The organism is Pseudomonas putida, assembly GCF_028682635.1.
GTDB lineage: Bacteria > Pseudomonadota > Gammaproteobacteria > Pseudomonadales > Pseudomonadaceae > Aquipseudomonas > Aquipseudomonas putida_AE.
Map to the genome: position 1 here is coordinate 28,684 of NZ_JANHLK010000037.1, position 18,551 is coordinate 47,234.

The following is an 18,551-nucleotide window of genomic DNA, read 5'->3' on the forward strand; positions in this document are numbered from 1 at the left end:
GTGTTGAGTAGTGCGTTTGGTCTGGTGCTGGTGTTCGGATTTGTCCTGTCGTGCGCCTTCGAAAAACTCCTGGTGCCCTGCCCCGGCTGGCGTCGCCCGTTGCGCGCCTGGCTGTTGCATGCCGGCGCCTGGGCGTTCGCCGTCGGCTTGCTGTACCTGATCACCGGCCGCGCCTGGTTCAGCGCGGTGAACGTGCTGGCCCTGTGGCTGTTGATCGTGCTGGTGAGCAATGCCAAATACCATTCGCTGCGCGAGCCCTTCGTCTGCGCCGACTTCGAATACTTCAGCGATGCGGTGCGCTATCCGCGCCTGTACCTGCCGTTCTTCGGTATTGGTAAAGCTATTGGCCTGGCCTTGCTGTTTGTCGTCTATCTGGCTTGCGGGCTGTATTTCGAACCGGTTGGCGCCAACGCCCGCGCCGTGGCGACGGGCACTTTGCTGGGCGGGTTGGCACTGCTCTGGCTGGGCGGATTGAAACCTCTGCAACCGACCTTCGACGCTGCACTTGACCTGGGGCGCTGGGGCCTGGCGGGCAGTTTGTGGACGTACTTTTTTGCTGCCCGGCGTCCGGTGGCGCTGGCGTCATTGAACTCGCCGTTTCTTGGCGAGGAGGCACTCCCCATGGCCGATGCCACCCTGGCGGACCTGGTGTCGGTACAGAGCGAGTCGTTTTTCGATGCGCGCCGACTGTGGCCCGGCATTCGTGGGCAGGTCCTCAGCCAGTTCGACACCTTGCGCGATGAAGCGCTGGCCCAGGGACGGTTGCAAGTGGCGGCCTGGGGGGCGAATACGGTGCGTACCGAGTTTGCTTTCCTGACCGGGATCAAGGTCGACCAGCTCGGTGTCCACCGTTTCAACCCTTATCGCCATCTGGCGCGCCAGGGCGTTGCCAGTATCGCCCTGGAACTCAAGAGCCGTGGTTACCGCACGGTATGCGTGCATCCTTATGTGGGCAGTTTCTACGGTCGAGACAAGGTGTTGCCGGCGCTGGGCTTCGACGAATTCATCGATGTGCGCAGCTTCACAGAGCAGCAGAAGGCCGGGCCGTTTATCGGTGACTGCGCGGTGGCCGACAAGATCAGCGAACTGCTCGATGCCCCGGACCGCACGCAACCGTTGTACATCCATGCCATCACCATGGAGAACCACGGGCCGCTGCACCTGGAAAGCGTGGCGGCAGCCGATCTCGGGCAATGGTTCGACCGCCCTCTGCCGGAAGACCTGCGCGACCTCGCCCCGTATGTGCGCCACCTGAGCAATGCCGACCGCATGCTCGGCCAATTGCGCGAGCATATGCTGGCGCGCGGCACCCCGACCGGGCTGTGTTTCTTCGGTGATCACGTGCCGATCCTGCCCGACGTCTATGGCGCTCTGGGTGAGCCGGATGGCGATACCGAGTACTTCATCTGGTCCAATACCGCGCGTAGCGGTAGTGCCCCTGCGGACCTGGGTGTCGAGCACCTGGCCAAGGCGTTCATCGACCACCTGGCGGCGGCGCGCGATGCAGCGTGAGCCGGTGCAGATCGTCCTTGCCTCCAGTACCTCGGAGCGCACGCCTGCGATTGCACGGTGGATCAGCTCCGGGCGCGGCTCGCTGGCGTTCATCCTTGGCGACGAAGATTGCCGTTTCCGCCTATTGGCGGACGGGATCAATTGGGACCGGGTGTTGCTTGCCTATCGCAGTGATGGCGCCGTCGGTTATGCGACGTTCAAACACCATCGACGCGGGCCGTTTTCACCTGGGTTGCGGCCCTTCGTGCGTGAGTTCGGCCGGTTGGGCGGCACGCTGCGCTACGGGCTGTTCATGATCAGCGAGTGCCGCGAGTGGTCCTATGGGTTTTACCTGTACGGCTTGCGCGTGCACAAAGTCGCCCGCCGCCAGGGCGTCGCCAGCACCTTGTTGCAGGCGGTGTTCAAGCAGGCGCTGGGCAGCGGCCATGAAAAGATCGAGCTGGAAGTGCAGGCGAAAAACCTCGCCGCCCGGGCGTTTTATGTCCACCACGGCTTTGTGTCGATACGTACCAAGAGCTGGCTCAGCCGCCTGATGCCCATCCCCACGGTCATCAATCTGCGCCGCAGGTTGTCGCCCCGCCCATGAGTGCCCACGAAATGCATCGACCCGTCGCCCTTGAGTCTCTGGTGGAAGGCCCCGGCTGGGTGGGCATCATGTCGCAGTGGGTGATGTGGAAGGTCTTTCACCTTAGCGAATTCCTGGACCCTGAAGGGACGCCGCAGTGGCTGTGGCGACGCGGTCAAGAGCGGCCGGCGGGATTGAAGGCGATTTCCGGGATCGGCTACAAAAGCTCGTCCGACCATGCCCGGGTGTTGTGCAAGCGCTGGGGTATTCCCTATGTGGCGCTGGAGGACGGCTTCTTGCGTTCTTCGTCGCTGGGGGTGGAAGGCGATACGCCGATGTCGATGGTGGTCGATCCGATCGGTATTCACTACCTGGCCGATCGGCCTTCGTTGCTGGAAAACATTCTGCAGGCGCCTCACAGCCTGAGCGCAGAGGACCTGGCCACCGCGCAGGAGTTGATTGCGCTGATGCGCAGCAGTGGCATCGGCAAGTACAACAATGCGCCGGACCTGGGCGATGACGATCCGCTGGGTCGGGATCGACCGTTGGTGCTGGTGGTGGATCAGACCTACGGCGATTTTTCGATTCCCGGTGGCGGGCTGTGTGAAGCGGATTTTGTTCGGATGCTCGATGCGGCCCTGGCGGAAAATCCCGAGGCGGATGTGCGGGTGCGGATTCACCCGGATTGCGTCAACGGCCATAAGAAGAGCTGCCTGCTCGATGCCGCGCTCGAGCGCGGTCTGGTGCTGGAGAGTCGTCATGTGTCCTGGGCCTCCCTGGCGCGCCGGGCCCAGCGGGTGTATGTCGGCACCAGCCAGGCTGGGCTTGAGGCCTTAATCCAGGGCATCCCGGTGACCTGTTTTGGCTTGCCGTTCTATGCCGGCTGGGGTTTGACCGATGACCGCCTGGCCATCCACCGGCGCCAGGCACGCCCGACCCTGGAGCAATTGGTGGCAGCGGCGTATATCCGCTATTGCCGTTATGTCGACCCTTTGACCGACCAGCGCTGCGACGTCATGACTGTGGCCCGGCAATTGGCTCGGCAGAAGCAGCAGGACAGCCGGTTTGCCGGGAGCGTGACGGTGGTTGGCGTGCCTCGGCGTGAGCGGTCGGCGATGCGCAGGTTGCTGAATAGCCGCTGGGGGGTGTTGACGTTTGCTCGCGATAACGCCGAGTTGCTCCCGGCGGTGGCTCGTGAAACGGGCAAGTTGTTGGTGTGGCATACCTTTGAATCGAGCGACCTGAAAGCCCGGGCCGAGGTCCATGGCGTGCCATTGTGGCGTATTCGACCGGACTCGCTGCAGTTGCCGTGCGGTAATGAACAATCCCTGGCACAGATCCGTGGATTGCCTTGCAGCCCGCAACAGGCTCAAGCTCACAACGCCCGCCCAAAAACCAGCCTGCTCGAGGGCTGTGCACGGTATCGACAGGTTCGTCGGTACCTCAAGGGTATGCTCTGACGATTGTCGGCTGTCTTGATTCTTGTATCGGGCTTGAGGGCCCCTTCGCTGGCAAGCCAGCTCCAATTACAAAAACATCGTGGCAATGCCCGGGACCTGTAGGAGCCGGCTTGCCGGCGAAGGCGGTCTTGAATTTTGTATTTGGCTTGAGGGCCCCTTCGCTGGCAAGCCAGCTCCTACAAAAAAAATCGTGGCATTGGCCGGGATTTGTAGGAGCCGGCTTGCCGGCGAAGGCGGTCTGGAATTTTGTGTTGGGCTTGAGGGCCCCTTCGCTGGCAAGCCAGCTCCTACAAAAAAATCGTGGCATTGCCTGGGATTTGTAGGAGCCGGCTTGCCGGCGAAGGCGGTCTGGAATTTTGTGTTGGGCTTGAGGGACCCTTCGCTGGCAAGCCAGCTCCTACAAAAACATCGTGGCATTGCACGGGACTTGTAGGAGCCGGCTTGCCGGCGAAGGCGGTTTTGAATTTTGTGTTGGGCTTGAGGGACCCTTCGCTGGCAAGCCAGCTCCTACAAAAACATCGTGGCATCTGGCTTAGTCATATCCGGAACCAAACCTTTTCAATGGCAAATTTCCCGCGCACTAGCCTTACCCTTTTCGACCGAGAAAGGAGGGCAAGGGATTGTCCATTCGATCACATGCCAACCATCTGCGCTCCGGGCGCTACTCGCAGTCCGGACAGATATACCTGCTCACCGCCGTTACCCGCCTGCGCGAACCGCTCTTCAGCGATTGGCGTGTCGGACGGTTGGTGGTCGAGCAATTTCGTCAGGCCCAGACAGAGGAGCAGGCCAATTCCCTGGCCTGGGTGGTGATGCCTGACCACTTTCACTGGCTGATCGAGCTCCAGAACAACACGCTGGCTGGCTTGATGAGGGCGACCAAATCCCGCTGCGCGAGGGCCGTGAATGCCCGCTTGGGCCGCACCGGGCAGATGTGGCAGAAAGGTTTCCATGACCGGGCGATTCGTCGCGAAGAGGATTTACGGGCCGTGGCGCGTTACATCATTGCCAATCCATTGCGGGCTGGCCTGGTCAGGCGGGTACACGATTATCCATTGTGGGACGCCATTTGGTTGTAGGAGCCGGCTTGCCGGCGAAGGCGGTTTTGAATTTTGTGTTGGGCTTGAGGGACCCTTCGCTGGCAAGCCAGCTCCTACAAAAAACATCGTGGCATTGCCCGGGATTTGTAGGAGCCGGCTTGCCGGCGAAGGCGGTCTGGAATTTTGTGTTGGGCTTGAGGGACCCTTCGCTGGCAAGCCAGCTCCTACAAAAACATCGTGGCATTGGCCGGGATTTGTAGGAGCCGGCTTGCCGGCGAAGGCGGTCTGGAATTTTGTGTTGGGCTTGAGGGACCCTTCGCTGGCAAGCCAGCTCCTACAAAAACATCGTGGCATTGCCTGGGACTTGTAGGAGCCGGCTTGCCGGCGAAGGCGGTTTTGAATTTTGTGTTGAGCTTGAGGGACCCTTCGCTGGCAAGCCAGCTCCTACAAAAACATCGTGGCATTGCCCGGGACTTGTAGGAGCCGGCTTGCCGGCGAAGGCGGTTTTGAATTTTGTGTTGGGCTTGAGGGACCCTTCGCTGGCAAGCCAGCTCCTACAAAAAAATAGTGGCATTGGCCGGGATTTGTAGGAGCCGGCTTGCCGGCGAAAGCGGTCTTGAATTTTGTGTTGGGCTTGAGGGACCCTTCGCTGGCAAGCCAGCTCCTACAAAAACATCGTGGCATTGGCCGGGATTTGTAGGAGCCGGCTTGCCGGCGAAGGCGGTTTTGAATTTTGTGTTGGGCTTGAGGGACCCTTCGCTGGCAAGCCAGCTCCTACAAAAAATCGTGGCATTGCACGGGACTTGTAGGAGCCGGCTTGCCGGCGAAGGCGGTTTTGAATTTTGTGTTGGGCTTGAGGGACCCTTCGCTGGCAAGCCAGCTCCTACAAAAAAATCGTGGCATTGCACGGGATTTGTAGGAGCCGGCTTGCCGGCGAAGGTGGTTTTGAATTTTGTGTTGGGCTTGAGGGACCCTTCGCTGGCAAGCCAGCTCCTACAAAAAATCGTGGCATTGCACGGGACTTGTAGGAGCCGGCTTGCCGGCGAAGGCGGTTTTGAATTTTGTGTTGGGCTTGAGGGACCCTTCGCTGGCAAGCCAGCTCCTACAAAAAAATCGTGGCATTGGCCGGGATTTGTAGGAGCCGGCTTGCCGGCGAAGGCGGTCTGGAATTTTGTGTTGGGCTTGAGGGACCCTTCGCTGGCAAGCCAGCTCCTACAAGGGGCGTTAGAGCTTTTGCAGTTCCTGCGCGACGATGGCCACGGTCTCGGCGATTTGCTCTGGGGTGTGCAGGCACGAGACGAAGAAGCGCACGCGGGCGGCTTTTTCCGGGACGGCCGGGTGCAGGATCGGTTGGGCGTTGATTCCGCGTTTGGCCAGGGCGCCGGACAATTGCGTGGCCTTGAGTGAACTGCCGGTGATCACCGGAATCACCGCAAGCCCGGTGCTGGTGCCGGTGTCCAGCCCCGCCTCGCGGGCCAGGGCGAGGAACTGTTGGCCGCGCGCCTGCAAGGTCGCCACGCGTTCGGCGTCGTGGGCCAGACAGCGTACGGCGGCCAGTGCCGCTGCCGCCACCGAGGCCGGCATGCCGACGCTGTAGAGAAATCCCGGCGCCATGAACTTCAGGTGTTCGACCAGGGCCGATTCACCGGCAATGTAGCCGCCGCAGCTGGCCAGGGTCTTGCTCAGGGTGCCCATCCAGATGTCGACGTCCTTGCCCGCCAGGCCGAAGTGCTCGCGAATGCCCTTGCCGTTGGCCCCCATGACGCCCAACGAGTGGGCCTCGTCGACCATCAGGAACACCTTGTGCTTGTTCTTCAGCTCGACGAAACGCGGCAGGTCCGGGTAGTCGCCGTCCATGCTGTAGATGCCTTCCAGCACCACCAGCACCCGCTCGAAATGCTGGCGCTGATCGCCGAGCAGACGGTCGAGTGCTTCATGGTCGTTGTGGGCAAAACTCAAGCGCCGCGCGCCGGACAACTGGATACCTTGCAGCACGCTGTTGTGGATAAGTTCGTCGTGGATCACCAGGTCCCGCGGGCCGAACAGGTAGCCGATGGTGGTGACGTTGGTGGCATGCCCACTGACGAAGGTCACCGCGTCATCCACCTCGTACAGCCGGGCCAGTTCGGCCTCCAGCTCGCGATGGATCGGCCGGTCGCCGGACACCAGGCGACTGGCCGACACCGACGTGCCGTAGTGATCGATGGCCGCCTTGGCCGCCTCGGCCACCACCGGATGCCCGGAGTAACCCAAGTAGTTGTAGCTGGCGAAGTTGACGAAGCGCTGACCCCCGATCGTGGTTTCGGCGCCCGCCAGGCTTTCGTGCAGCTTGAAGAACGGATTGGCCAGGCCAAAGCGCGCCGCGCCGTCATGCATGATCCGCAGTTGCTGGTAACCGGGATGCTGGTCGAAGCGGTAGAACTGCTCCGGCACCGACCGGGCATTACGACTCACGTCCGCCAGCGAGGCCGGCGGCGCGCCGTCGCCGGTCTGCCGCAGGCGCCGTTCCAGGGCTTGCTGGATCAGCTTGTCTTTCATCGAAGCGCCAAGCCCTGGTGAACTTTTAGAGGTCATAGTCGGTGGTCAATTGATCAAACGGGAGGGTTGGGAATCAGGGTCACGCGCGTCCTCGCGGACCTGGGCCAGCTCGGCTGCGGACAGCTCGGCGCCATGGCGCGCCAGGGTCAGCGCCTGCAAGTTGTCTTCGGCAACGGGGGCGGCCTCGGCATCCTGGTTGCCGCGCAGCAGTTCAAGAATGCGCACGGTCAACTTGGCAATGCTCGAGGTTTCGCTCAGTTCCATCACCGGCAGGCGAATGCCGAAGCGCTCCTCGACCGCCACCACCAGTTCCACACTCATCAACGAGTCCAGCCCCAGTTCCTGCAGGGGTCGGCTGCTATCGAGCTTGCTGGTCGGCATGCGCAGGATCTCGCTGATTTCCTGCTTGAGCATCTCGGCAAACAACTCGGTGAGTTCCTCGTCGTTCATTTCCAGCAACAGGCGCTGGATGTCATCGACATTGCTCTCTTCCTCCTGCTCGCCGCTGTGCAGGCGCGCCAGTTCACTGAACTTCGGCGAGCCGGCGGCCGGCAGGAAGCGCGACAGGGCTTTCCAGTCGAGTTCCAGCACACCCAGCCCGGAGCGCTGTTGCAGCAGCAGGCGTTCCAGGGTGTCGAGGGCCGTCTGCGACTGCAAGGCCGCGCCGCCCATGCGGCTTTGCAGGGCGTCCTTGACGTCCTGGTTGCGCGCGAGGAAACCGGCATCGTCGATGGCGCCCCACAGCACGGCAGTGGCCGGCAAACCTTGCAGCAGGCGATGACGGGCCAGGGCTTCGAGCCAATGGTTGGCCGCCACGTAGTTGGCCTGCCCCGGGTTGCCGAACAGGGTGGTCGCCGAGGAGAACAGCACGAAGAAGTCCAGCGCCAGGTGCGCGGTCAGTTCGTGCAGGTACTGCGCGCCCTTGGCCTTGGGTTCGAGCACCCGTTGCAGTTGCGCCTGGGTCAGGTTGCGGATCAGTCCGTCTTCGAACACGGTGGCGGCATGCACCACGCCTCGTAGCGGTGCCTGGGAGGCTTCGATGCTGGCCAGCACGCTGCGCAGTTGGGCGCTGTCGGTGATGTCGCAGGCCAGCGCCTGCACTTCGATGCCCTGCTCGCGCCAGGCCGCCAGCGCCGGTTGCGCTTCTTCGGTGGCCGCGCCGCGACGACCCAGCAACGCCAGGTGACGAGCGCCCTTGTCCACCAGCCATTGCGCGGTGCGCAGACCGAAACCGCTGAGCCCGCCAGTGACCAGGTAGGTGCCGTCGGCCGCCAGTTGCAATGCCTGCGCCTGTGTCTGCGGTGCGCGGAACACCTGCTGGATCGGCGTGCGGTAGGTGACGACGATCTTGCCGATCTGCCGCGCCTGCTGCATGTAGCGGAACGACTCGACGACATCGTTGGCATCGAACTCGCGGTACGGCAACGGGCTGAGAATGCCGTCGCGGAACAGCTGCATCATGTCGCCGAACAGGCGGCGGGTCAGGTCCGGGCGCTCGCTCATCAGCTGGTCGGCGTCGATGCCGAAGTAACTGATGTTGTTGCGGAACGGGCGCAGGCCGATCTTGGTGTTCTGGTAGAAGTCACGCTTGCCGAGTTCGAGGAAGCGCCCGAAAGGCTTGAGCACCTGCAGGTTGCGGTTGATCGCCTCGCCAGCCAGGGAATTGAGCACCACGTCGACGCCACGGCCGGCGGTGATCGCCAGGATCTCGTCGGCAAACGCCAGGGAGCGCGAATCGAACACGTGCTCAACCCCGAGCAGGCGCAGGAAGTCGCGTTTTTCGTCGCTGCCGGCGGTGGCGTAGATCTCGGCCCCGCACCATTTGGCGATCTGGATCGCGGCAATGCCGACACCGCCCGCAGCGCCGTGGATGAGGATTTTCTCGCCCGGTTCCAGGCGCGCCAGGTGGTGCAGCGCGTAGTACACGGTGAAGAAGGTGCTCGGAATGGTCGCCGCCGCCTCGAAGGACATGCCCTCGGGGATCCGCGCCACCGCGTTGGCATTGGTGATCAGGCGATTGGCGAAGCTTGACGGGCCAAAGCCGACAACCCGGTCACCCGGCTCGAAGTCGCCCTGCACCTGCGCACCCTTGCCGCGCACGACACCGGCGAATTCGAAGCCCAGGGTCGGGCCGGAGAAGCCGTTCTCGATGGCTTCGTCGGACAACAGGCCGAGCGCGTACATGACGTCGCGGAAGTTCAGGCCGGTGGCCTGGACCTCGATGTCCAGATCATCTCCGGACGGCAGCAACGGTTCGTGGGCTTCCCAGCGCAGGTTGCGCAACTGGCCCGGCAGTTCGAAACCCAGGCTGACCTGGGTCGGTGCCTGTTGCTCGGCGCTTGTATCCAGCTGATCAGGGCGTACCCGCAGGCGGGCCACGTAGCGATCGCCCTCGGCGCTGATGGCCAGTTCGGTTTCGTCATCGGCATTGAGCAAGGCCGGCAGCAACGCTTCGACCCCAGCCCCTTCGGCCAGGTCCAGCAGGCGCACGCGGCAACCCACGGCTTCGTTGGCCAGGGTGCGACCAAAGCCCCACAACGCCGCATCGGCGAGGGATGAGAGGTGACCGGCGACCTGCGCAGCGGGCGGCAGCAGATGCACCGCCGCACCACGGGTCAGCAGCCAGCAATCGGGACTGATGCCCGCCTGCTCGCACGCCTGGGTCAGTGCCGCGGCCAGCATGCAGCGCCGCGCCTGGTCGTCCAGCCCCTCGTTGCCGAACAGGCCGCTGAGCAACAGCAGGTGCTGCGGCACGGACGCAGCGCGCAGTTGCGCAGCAAGATCCTGGGCCGACGCCGGCGCCAGCCAGTCAACGTTTTGCCCCTGCTCGCGCAGGGCGGCGGCCAGTTGCTGGGCGAAGGCGTGTTCCGCGCCCTGCTCATCGGCCACCAGCAACCAGTGCTGGGCCGGCAGCGGTTGCGCTTCGAATGTCGCCGCCGCTTCCGCCGAACCCACCAGCACGTAGCTACCGCTGGACATAGCCGGGCTCAATTCGAGCGCCTCGCTAACGTTCAGGCCGTGGCGGCGCAGTTCCTGTTGCCAGAAGCCCGGGCGCTGTTGCACCGACAGGCTGCCCTGGCCCTGCCCGGCCAGCCACCACGAAGGTTGCGCGCCGAACACGAAATCTGCCCAACGGGCCGGGTGCTGCGCCAGCAACATCAGCTGGCCACCGGCGGACAAGCGCGCCGTGGCCTGACCCAGGCCAGCGCTGATGGCTTGCAGCGGCGCCAGGTCGGTGGCGACCAGCACCAGGTCAAAACCATCGGCCGGCAATTGCGCGGCGTCGCTCAGGCTGAGCAGGCGCAAGTCCGGGAAGTCGACTTGCAGCAAGCTGGCCGGGTCGAGGTCGTCGGCACTGTACTGGTAGTCGACTCGGTCGAAATCCAGCTGCGCACAGAGTTGCGCGGCGAAAGGCGAACCACCGAAGCCGAGCTCGAGAATGCGCAGCCGCTGGCCGGCCGGAAGAACCGCCAGGCGTTGTTCGATGTGGCGTTTGATCGCATCCAGCACGGCGTGGTAGCCGCTGGCGCCCAGCACCTGGCGGGCGAGTTGCGCCGGCGAGGTTTCCCGGGGCAGCAACGCGTCGATCTGCACCGTGCCGCTGAGCAGGTCCAGCAGGTGGATGCCGATCCGGCCCACCGAGTGAATGATCTGGAAGTGCTCGGGATAACTGCGGAACAGTTCCTGCCAGATGTCCTGGGCACTGGGCCGCTCGTCCTGATCGGCCAGCAGCCAGGCATCGCCGCTGGCAATCAGGCTGCCGTCGTCCAGCGCCTGTTGAAGTAGATGATCGAGGTAGCCCGAGAAGCCTTGTGCTTCTGCCTGCCAGGTTGCCCGTTGCGCCGCGCTGAGCTGGCCGCCGAGGGACGCGATGGCCTCCAGCACGAAGCTTGCGCACAGGCTGTCCAGCAGTGGATCGACTTCCTGGCTGTAACGCACCAGGGTCGGTTCATCGATCACCGATGCCAGGCTTTGCGCCAGGACGCTGTGCAATGGCGAGGCCGGTTGCGGCAACTCACGCGCGGCCAGCGGCCAGGGTTTGGCAACGCCGGCAAAATCCACCAGTTTCAGGTCGCCGCTGCGGTCCTTGTGCAACTTGACGGCACGGAAACGCGCGTCCTTGATGCACACCACGGCGCGCCCCTGGGCGTCGTACAGGGTGAAGTCGGCCAGCAGCGAGTGCTCCGAACGGCGCACCAGGCGCACCTTGGCCAGCGTCGGTGGCAGGCTGCCCGCGGCAAAGTTGATGCGCCCCAGTTTCACCGGAATGAACGCCAGGCCATTACGTGCCAGGGGATCACGACTGAGCAATTGGGTGATCAGCTGGAACGCGCTGTCCAGCAGTGCCGGATGCAGGTGCAGGGCCGCCAGTTCCGACTCAATCACGCTCGGGACGCTGAGCTGCGCCAGCACCTGGTCACCGTCGATCCAGCCGGCTTCAATGGCCTGGTAGGCCGGGCCGTAATTCAGGCCGACTGCAGAGGTCAGTTGCAAATGCTCGGCACGGCTGAAATCGGCGGCGCGGGTTGGCAGTGCTGGTGCCGGTTCGTTGAGCAGCACACCACGGGCCTCGCCGGGCAGGCGGGCAACCACGTGGCGGGCCCAGGGTTCTTCCTGGGAGGTGCTGCGCGAAACGATCGACACGGTGCCGTCGCTGCTGTCGATCTGCACGCGCACGCGCTTGCTCGACTCGGCGTGCAGCACCAGCGGGCTGTGAATTTCGAGCTCTTCGATGTCGACGAACTCACCCGGCTGGTAGCACTGCGCGGCCGCCAGCACCAGCTCGGTGAAACCGGCGCCGGGGAACAGCACGGCGTCGCCGACCTTGTGGTCTTCAAGGGACGGGAACAGTTGCGTGTCGAGGCGACTGTCCCAGGTCAATTCGTGGCCGGGTACCGCATGACCCAGCAGTGGATGCACACGGTCCAGGTACAGCGTGCGCGCCGATTCCGGTGTATCGGCATGCCAGTGGCGCTCGCGCTGCCAGGCATAGTTGGGCAAGCGCACGAAGCGACCGGTGCTCGGGAACAGGCACGCCAGGTCGGTCCCGGCGCCACTGATCAGCACCTTGGCCACCGCGCGGGTGACCATCGGCGGCGCGTCGTCATGGCGCTTGAGCGTGGCGATCACTACGCCCTGTTGCTCGCGTGTCGCCAGGGCATCGCTGACATAGCTGCGCAGGATCGGGTGCGGTCCGACTTCGACGAAGACGTTGTAACCCTCCTCGCACAGGGTCTCGCTGGCGGACTGGAACAGCACCGGGAAACGGATGTTCTGCCACCAATATTCGGCGTCCAGGCGCTCGCCATCGAGCAAGCCACCGGTGACCGTGGAATACATCGGGATCTGGCTGGCGCGCGGCGCGATGTCACGCAAGGCCTCGACCACCTGCTCGGCGATGACGTTCATCGCCGGCGAATGGAAGGCGTAGTCCAGGCCAAGGCGGCGCACGAACACCTGGCGCTCGGTGAGTGCCTGTTCCAGACGTTCAAGACCGGCCACGGAACCGGCCACGGTGGCGCCCTTGAAGCTGTTTTCGCCGGCCACGACCACGTCGTCCAGACCCAGCTCCAGCAACAGGTTCGCGGTGTCGCTGCCCGACAGGCCCACGGCGGACATTTGCCCGGAACCGGCGGTCAGCCCCTGCAGACGACTGCGGTGGTAGATCACGCGGGTCGCGTCGCCAAGGGTCAACGCGCCACAGGCCCAGGCGGCCGCCACTTCGCCAACGCTGTGGCCCATGACCACCTGCGGCACCACGCCCTGGCTGGCCAGCATGCGGGTCACGCCCACTTGCAGGGCGAACAGCGCCGGCTGGGCCAGTTCGGTCAGGTGATAACGCTCCTGGCCATACTCGCCCGCCAGTTCGGCGATCAGCGAATAGCCGGCCAGTGGCTGGAACAGCGTGTCGATTTCAGTCACGGCGGCATGGAACACCGCATCGGCGAGCAGCGCCTTGCCCATGCCCTGCCACTGCGAGCCATTGCCGGAGTAGACGAATACCGGGCCCTGGGCCTGATCCAGCGCGCGACCGCTTTCGACCACCGCGCTCAAGGCCGGGGCGGCCGGGTCCAGGGCGAAATCCAACAGCGCCTGGGCGCTTTGCTGTTGATCGGCCTCGAACACCACCACGCGTTGTGGGTGCAGGTCGCGACGCAGCATCGCCTGGTACGCCACGTCATAAAGGCCGGCTGCCGGGTGATCGTCCAGGTGTTGGGCAATGCTTTCGGCCATGGCCGCCAATCCAGCGCTGTCCTTGGCCGTGATCATTAGCGGCACGGCGCCTGTCTGGGCAACGGGCGGTACAACTTGCGGGGTATGGCTTTGCAGGATGACGTGGGCGTTGGCGCCGCCGAAACCGAACGAGTTGACCCCCACCACCAGCGTGCCGTCCGACTTGAGGGCGTGGTTGCGGGTGGCGACGTTGAGGTTGAGCTCGGCGAACGGAATACGCGGGTTGAGGTTCTTGATGCCGATGGTGGCCGGCACCTGGCGCTCGGTGACGCAGTACAGCGCCTTCATCAAGCCGGCCACGCCGGACGCGGCCTCCAGGTGACCGATGTTGCTCTTGACCGAACCGATCAACAACGGCTTGTCCGCGCCGCGTGCCTGGCCCAGGGCCAGACCGATCGCCCGGCTTTCGATCGGATCGCCCACCGGGGTACCGGTGCCGTGGGCTTCCAGGTAGTCGATGTCGGCCGGCGAGATCCCGGCGCTGGCGTAGGCCTGGGTCATCAGCGCTGCTTGCGCATCGGCGCTGGGCACGGTCAGCCCGGACTTGCGCCCGTCGGTATTGACCGCACTGCCGGCGACGACGGCGAGGATCTGGTTGCCATCGGCCACCGCCTTGTCGTAATCCTTGAGGTAGAACAGCCCTGCCCCTTCGGAACGCACGTAACCGTCACCGGCTTCGTCGAAGACGTTGCAGCGCCCTTTGCGCGACAGCATCGAGGCCTTGGAGAAGATCAGGAAACCGAACGGGTGCAGGTGCAGGCTGATACCGCCGGCCAGCGCCTGGTCGATATCGCCGCTTTGAATGGCCTGGCAGGCCTGGTGGAACGCGACCAGCGACGAGGAACACGCGGTATCGACCGCCATGCTCGGGCCGTGCAGGTCATAGAAATACGACAGGCGATTGGCCGCGATGCTGAAGGTGTTGCCCGTGGCCGTGGAAGCGTCCACCAGCGACAGGTCATGGGACAGGCGATAGGCATAGTCGGTGCTGGCAATGCCCAGGTACACCCCGCAGTTGCTGCCGCGCACGCTCGACGGTTTTACCCCGGCGTTCTCGAACACTTCCCAGCCCAGTTCCAGCAACAGGCGCTGTTGGGGGTCCATGATCGCCGCTTCCCGGGGCGAAATGCTGAAGAAGCCGGCATCGAAGGTGGAAATGTCACCCAGCGTGCCAGCCGCCAGGGTGTAGGCGGTGCCAGGGTTGGCCTTGTCCGGGTGGAAAAACGCATCGCGGGACCAGCGGGACGGGTCGACCTGAGTGATGAAGTCGTGACCTTCCAGCAGGTTCTGCCAAAAAGTTGCGGAAGTGGAGCCGGGAAAACGAAACGAAGCCCCAATTATTGCAACTTTTTTACGCATGACTTTCTCCACCTTTTTATATTCTCAACGGTACCGCCATCGCTTCGTGCGATGGGTGCGTCGAACACCCTCATGGGTCCGACATAACCTTGAGAAACTTGCTGAATTCCGTTGGGTAGTGACTCTGTATTTATTATTAGGAGTACTTTTCTCCCCGGCATCGGCCACTGAAGCGCCAGCGCTGGGGGCGCAAAATCATACGCTGAGCGCCTCCCGAGGGAAACCCTTACAAACCGTTACAGTACGACCCGTCGTCGCCTATCCGCCTTGATCGACGCAGAGCTCCCGGCAAAAAAAAATAAATTCAATAAAGCCACTGCACGGCCGACACCCTGTCAAAGCCTTGCGGATTAAATAAGCCATGCGTAATAACCAGCCCATTACACAACGCGAACGGACCTTCCCGGCTCAGCAACGGTTGATTTCCACCACGGATGCCAAGGGCATGATCACCTACTGCAACGACGATTTCGTCGAGATCAGCGGGTTTTCTCGTGAGGAACTGATCCGGGCGCCGCATAACCTGGTGCGTCACCCCGACGTGCCCGCCGCGGTCTTCGCGCACATGTGGGGCACTCTCAAACAAGGCTTGCCATGGATGGGCATTGTCAAGAATCGCTGCAAGAGCGGTGACCACTACTGGGTTAACGCCTATGTGACACCGATCTTCGAAGGCAACCAGGTGATCGGCTACGAGTCGGTGCGGGTCAAGCCCACCGCCGAACAGATTCGCCGCGCCGAAGCGCTTTACCAACGCATCAACCAGGGCAAGTCGGCCATTCCTTCGACGGATAAATGGCTGCCGGTCCTGCAGGACTGGCTGCCCTTCATCCTGGTCAGCCAGTTGAGCTTCATGATCGGTGCGACGCTGAACTCCCAGTGGGGCTTTGCCCTGGCGGCCGGCCTTTCGGTGCCATTGGGTCTGCTGGGCCTGAGCTGGCAGCAACGCGGCCTCAAGCGCTTGCTGCGCCTGGCCGAGCAGACCACGTCCGACCCGCTGATCGCGCAGATGTACACCGACAGCCGCGGCGCCCAGGCACGCCTGGAGATGTCGATCCTCAGCCAGGAAGCACGCCTGAGAACCTGCCTGACTCGCCTGCAGGACACCGCCGAGCACCTGACCGACCAAGCCAGGCAGTCCGATGCCCTGGCGCACGACAGCTCCACCGGCCTGGAGCGCCAACGCGTCGAAACCGAACAAGTGGCCACCGCCGTCAATCAGATGGCCGCCACCACCCAGGAAGTCGCCAGCCACGTACAGCGCACCGCCGACGCTACCCAGCAAGCCAATCGCCTGACCGGCCGCGGCCGCGACATCGCCGGGGAAACCCGCGAAGCCATCCAGCGCCTGTCGGTGGTGGTGGGGGAAACCGGTGCGACCGTGACCCAACTGGCCAAGGACAGCAACGAAATCGGCGGCGTGGTCGACGTGATCAAGGGCATCGCCGACCAGACCAACCTGCTGGCACTGAACGCCGCCATCGAAGCGGCGCGCGCCGGCGAGATGGGGCGTGGTTTTGCGGTCGTGGCCGACGAAGTTCGCCAGCTGGCGCAACGCACCAGCGAATCCACCGGGCAGATCCACGCCCTGATCGCCAAGCTCCAGCAAACCGCAGGCACTGCGGTGCAGACCATGGAAGCCGGGCATCGCCAGGCCGAAGAAGGCGTGGCGCGGGTAATGGAAGCGGACCAGGCCTTGGTGGGGATCAGCGAAGCGGTGGCCAACATCACCGACATGACCACCCAGATCGCTGCCGCGACCGAAGAACAAAGCGCAGTGGCCGAAGAAATCAGCCGCAACATCAGCAACATCTCGGCACTGGCGGACCAGACTTCGGAACAGGCGCAGAATTCGGCGTTGTTGAGTGAAGAGCTGACCAAGACGGCGAATACGCAGTATTCGTTGGTGGAGCGGTTCAACCGCTGATCGATGCTGGCTGATACAGAACCCGGACAGTGAAAGCTTCCGGGTTTTTTGTTGCATCAGTGAAAGCCAAGTTGCCTGACAGGGCCTCTTCGCTGGCAAGCCAGCTCCTACAGGGGGCTGCGCTGCACACAAAACGTGAGCTGGCTTACCAGCGAAGCTGCCATGATTGTTGGCGATGATATTCAGGCTGTACACCTTTGAGCTCTTTCCTACAAATACGCCAGAAGCCGCCGACTTGTCCCCCTCGGGGCCGGGATCTATCGTTGCCGGAAAAAACTTATTCACATAAGCTGGTCAGTATGAATACACACCCTTCGGAGGCTCCGATGGCCACCACCAAAAAGGACAAACCCAACAAAAAGGCTGTTCGTGATGAACTGACATTCCTTGATGTTCGGCAAGCCGCGCGTGATGGGCAGAAAGTGTTCGATAAATTTGTGATCACTGGCAGGCTACCTATTACAAAGTAGGCCTGGATGCCAGCCGTCAAAATCTCCGCGCTTTTTGAACAAATAGGCAACTGGCAGAACTTCGCTGCACACTTTTACAACTACAAAGTGTGTAATGAATTACCTGCAATTTTCGGACGGGACGAACGACTCGATCTGTGCGATATGTATCACATCCACTTGGCGAGTACCCAAGCGATTCAAGAGCGATGGGCGAAAATCAACCGCCAGTACTACCGCACAGCCTTGGTCAACGATCCTGACAATGATTTTTGGCTGATCTATGCCTATGACGCCTTTCGGGACGAGTACCTTTTGCTTACAGTCACCGGCCCGGACGCCCACAACCGACGTGAATGGGGATCATTTCTACGCTCGGTGCATTACGAGATTGTTGAGCCTTGGGTGATCGGGAAAATAATCTTTCCCGATCTGGACGAACTGTGATCTGAAAAGGTCGTTACTGCGAAAAATCACCGCAGATACGCAGCCAACCCGGACAGTGAAAGCTTCCGGGTTTTTTGTTGTATCAGTGAAAGCCAAGTTGCCTGACAGGGCCTCTTCGCCGGCAAGCCAGCTCCTACAGTGGTTTGCGGTGTTCATGAATTCGCGTTACGCCTCAAATCATGCATCCGGGTTTTTTGTTGCATCAGTGAACGCCAAGTTGCCTGACAGGGCCTCTTCGCTGGCAAGCCAGCTCCTACAGGGGTTTGCGGTGTTCATGAATTCGCGTTTCGCCTCAAATCATGCATCCGGGTTTTTTGTTGCATCAGTGAAAGCCAAGTTGCCTGACAGGGCCTCTTCGCTGGCAAGCCAGCTCCTACAGTGGTTTGCGGTGTTCATGAATTCGCGTTACGCCTCAAATTATGCATCCGGTTTTTTGTTGCATCAGTGAAAGCCAAGTTGCCTGACAGGGCCTCTTCGCTGGCAAGCCAGCTCCTACAGTGGTTTGCGGTGTTGATGAATTCGCGTTACGCCTCAAATCATGCATCCGGGTTTTTTGTTGTATCAGTGAAAGCCAAGTTGCCTGACAGGGCCTCTTCGCTGGCAAGCCAGCTCCTACAGGGGTTTGCGGTGTTCATGAATTCGCGTTACGCCTCAAATCATGCATCCGGGTTTTTTGTTGCATCAGTGAAAGCCAAGTTGCCTGACAGGGCCTCTTCGCTGGCAAGCTAGGTCCTACAGGGGTTTGCGGTATTCATGAATTCGCGTTACGCCTCAAATCATGCATCCGGGTTTTTTGTTGCATCAGTGAAAGCCAAGTTGCCTGACAGGGCCTCTTCGCTGGCAAGCCAGCTCCTACAGGGGTTTGCGGTGTTCATGAATTCGAATTACGCCTCAAATCATGCATCCGGGTTTTTTGTTGCATCAGTGAAAGCCAAGTTGCCTGACAGGGCCTCTTCGCTGGCAAGCCAGCTCCTACAGGGGTTTGCGGTGTTCATGAATTCGCGTCACACCTCAAATCAT

At 62.3% G+C, this 18,551-nt stretch carries 10 protein-coding genes; 8 read left to right on the top strand and 2 right to left on the bottom strand.

What is annotated here, in order from left to right:
* Positions 1-3: 3 nt before the first annotated feature.
* The 4 genes from NPS56_RS28295 (at position 4) to NPS56_RS28310 (ending at position 4,616) form a co-directional block, all read left to right on the top strand.
* Positions 4-1,512, top strand: a complete 1,509-nt coding sequence (locus tag NPS56_RS28295) for an LTA synthase family protein (protein WP_274077703.1) — start codon at positions 4-6, stop codon at positions 1,510-1,512.
* Positions 1,502-2,098: a GNAT family N-acetyltransferase gene (locus tag NPS56_RS28300; RefSeq protein ID WP_274077704.1), complete on the top strand. Its 597-nt coding sequence runs from the start codon at positions 1,502-1,504 to the stop codon at positions 2,096-2,098. Before NPS56_RS28295 ends, NPS56_RS28300 begins: the two co-directional genes overlap by 11 nt.
* Positions 2,095-3,537 (top strand): capsule biosynthesis protein, encoded by a 1,443-nt coding sequence (locus tag NPS56_RS28305; RefSeq protein WP_274077705.1) that lies wholly within the window; start codon positions 2,095-2,097, stop codon positions 3,535-3,537. Before NPS56_RS28300 ends, NPS56_RS28305 begins: the two co-directional genes overlap by 4 nt.
* Before the next feature lie 620 nt (positions 3,538-4,157).
* Complete coding sequence (locus tag NPS56_RS28310) at positions 4,158-4,616, top strand: REP-associated tyrosine transposase (RefSeq protein WP_274077706.1); 459 nt, start codon at positions 4,158-4,160, stop codon at positions 4,614-4,616.
* 1,185 nt (positions 4,617-5,801) lie between these two features.
* On the opposite strand, the gene NPS56_RS28315 is transcribed toward NPS56_RS28310, so the two are convergent.
* Both NPS56_RS28315 and NPS56_RS28320 read right to left on the bottom strand, forming a co-directional pair.
* Positions 5,802-7,151, bottom strand: coding sequence for an aminotransferase class I/II-fold pyridoxal phosphate-dependent enzyme (locus tag NPS56_RS28315; protein WP_323609446.1), 1,350 nt, complete (start codon positions 7,149-7,151; stop codon positions 5,802-5,804).
* Positions 7,152-7,160: 9 nt separating this feature from the next.
* Entirely contained in the window at positions 7,161-14,708 is a 7,548-nt protein-coding gene (locus NPS56_RS28320; protein ID WP_274077708.1) for a type I polyketide synthase, read from the bottom strand.
* A gap of 361 nt (positions 14,709-15,069) precedes the next feature.
* On the opposite strand from NPS56_RS28320, the gene NPS56_RS28325 reads away from it, so the two are divergent.
* From NPS56_RS28325 to NPS56_RS28340, 4 genes are all read left to right on the top strand, one after another.
* Positions 15,070-16,635, top strand: coding sequence for a methyl-accepting chemotaxis protein (locus NPS56_RS28325; RefSeq protein WP_274077709.1), 1,566 nt, complete (start codon positions 15,070-15,072; stop codon positions 16,633-16,635).
* 326 nt (positions 16,636-16,961) lie between these two features.
* On the top strand, positions 16,962-17,105 hold the full coding sequence (locus NPS56_RS28330) for a hypothetical protein (RefSeq protein WP_272605283.1): 144 nt from the start codon (positions 16,962-16,964) through the stop codon (positions 17,103-17,105).
* Positions 17,106-17,111: 6 nt separating this feature from the next.
* Positions 17,112-17,531, top strand: a complete 420-nt coding sequence (locus NPS56_RS28335) for a type II toxin-antitoxin system YafO family toxin (RefSeq protein ID WP_274077710.1) — start codon at positions 17,112-17,114, stop codon at positions 17,529-17,531.
* 753 nt (positions 17,532-18,284) lie between these two features.
* Positions 18,285-18,551, top strand: a 267-nt coding sequence (locus NPS56_RS28340; protein ID WP_274077711.1) for a hypothetical protein, incomplete at its 3' end; no start/stop codon positions are given.

Coding starts and splice junctions, on each gene's coding strand:
- NPS56_RS28300 (WP_274077704.1), top strand. CDS start 1,502: ATGCAGCGTGAGCCGGTGCAGATCGTCCTTGCCTCCAGTACCTCGGAG.
- NPS56_RS28305 (WP_274077705.1), top strand. CDS start 2,095: ATGAGTGCCCACGAAATGCATCGACCCGTCGCCCTTGAGTCTCTGGTG.
- NPS56_RS28315 (WP_323609446.1), bottom strand. CDS start 7,151: ATGACCTCTAAAAGTTCACCAGGGCTTGGCGCTTCGATGAAAGACAAG.
- NPS56_RS28320 (WP_274077708.1), bottom strand. CDS start 14,708: ATGCGTAAAAAAGTTGCAATAATTGGGGCTTCGTTTCGTTTTCCCGGC.
- NPS56_RS28325 (WP_274077709.1), top strand. CDS start 15,070: ATGCGTAATAACCAGCCCATTACACAACGCGAACGGACCTTCCCGGCT.
- NPS56_RS28330 (WP_272605283.1), top strand. CDS start 16,962: ATGGCCACCACCAAAAAGGACAAACCCAACAAAAAGGCTGTTCGTGAT.
- NPS56_RS28335 (WP_274077710.1), top strand. CDS start 17,112: ATGCCAGCCGTCAAAATCTCCGCGCTTTTTGAACAAATAGGCAACTGG.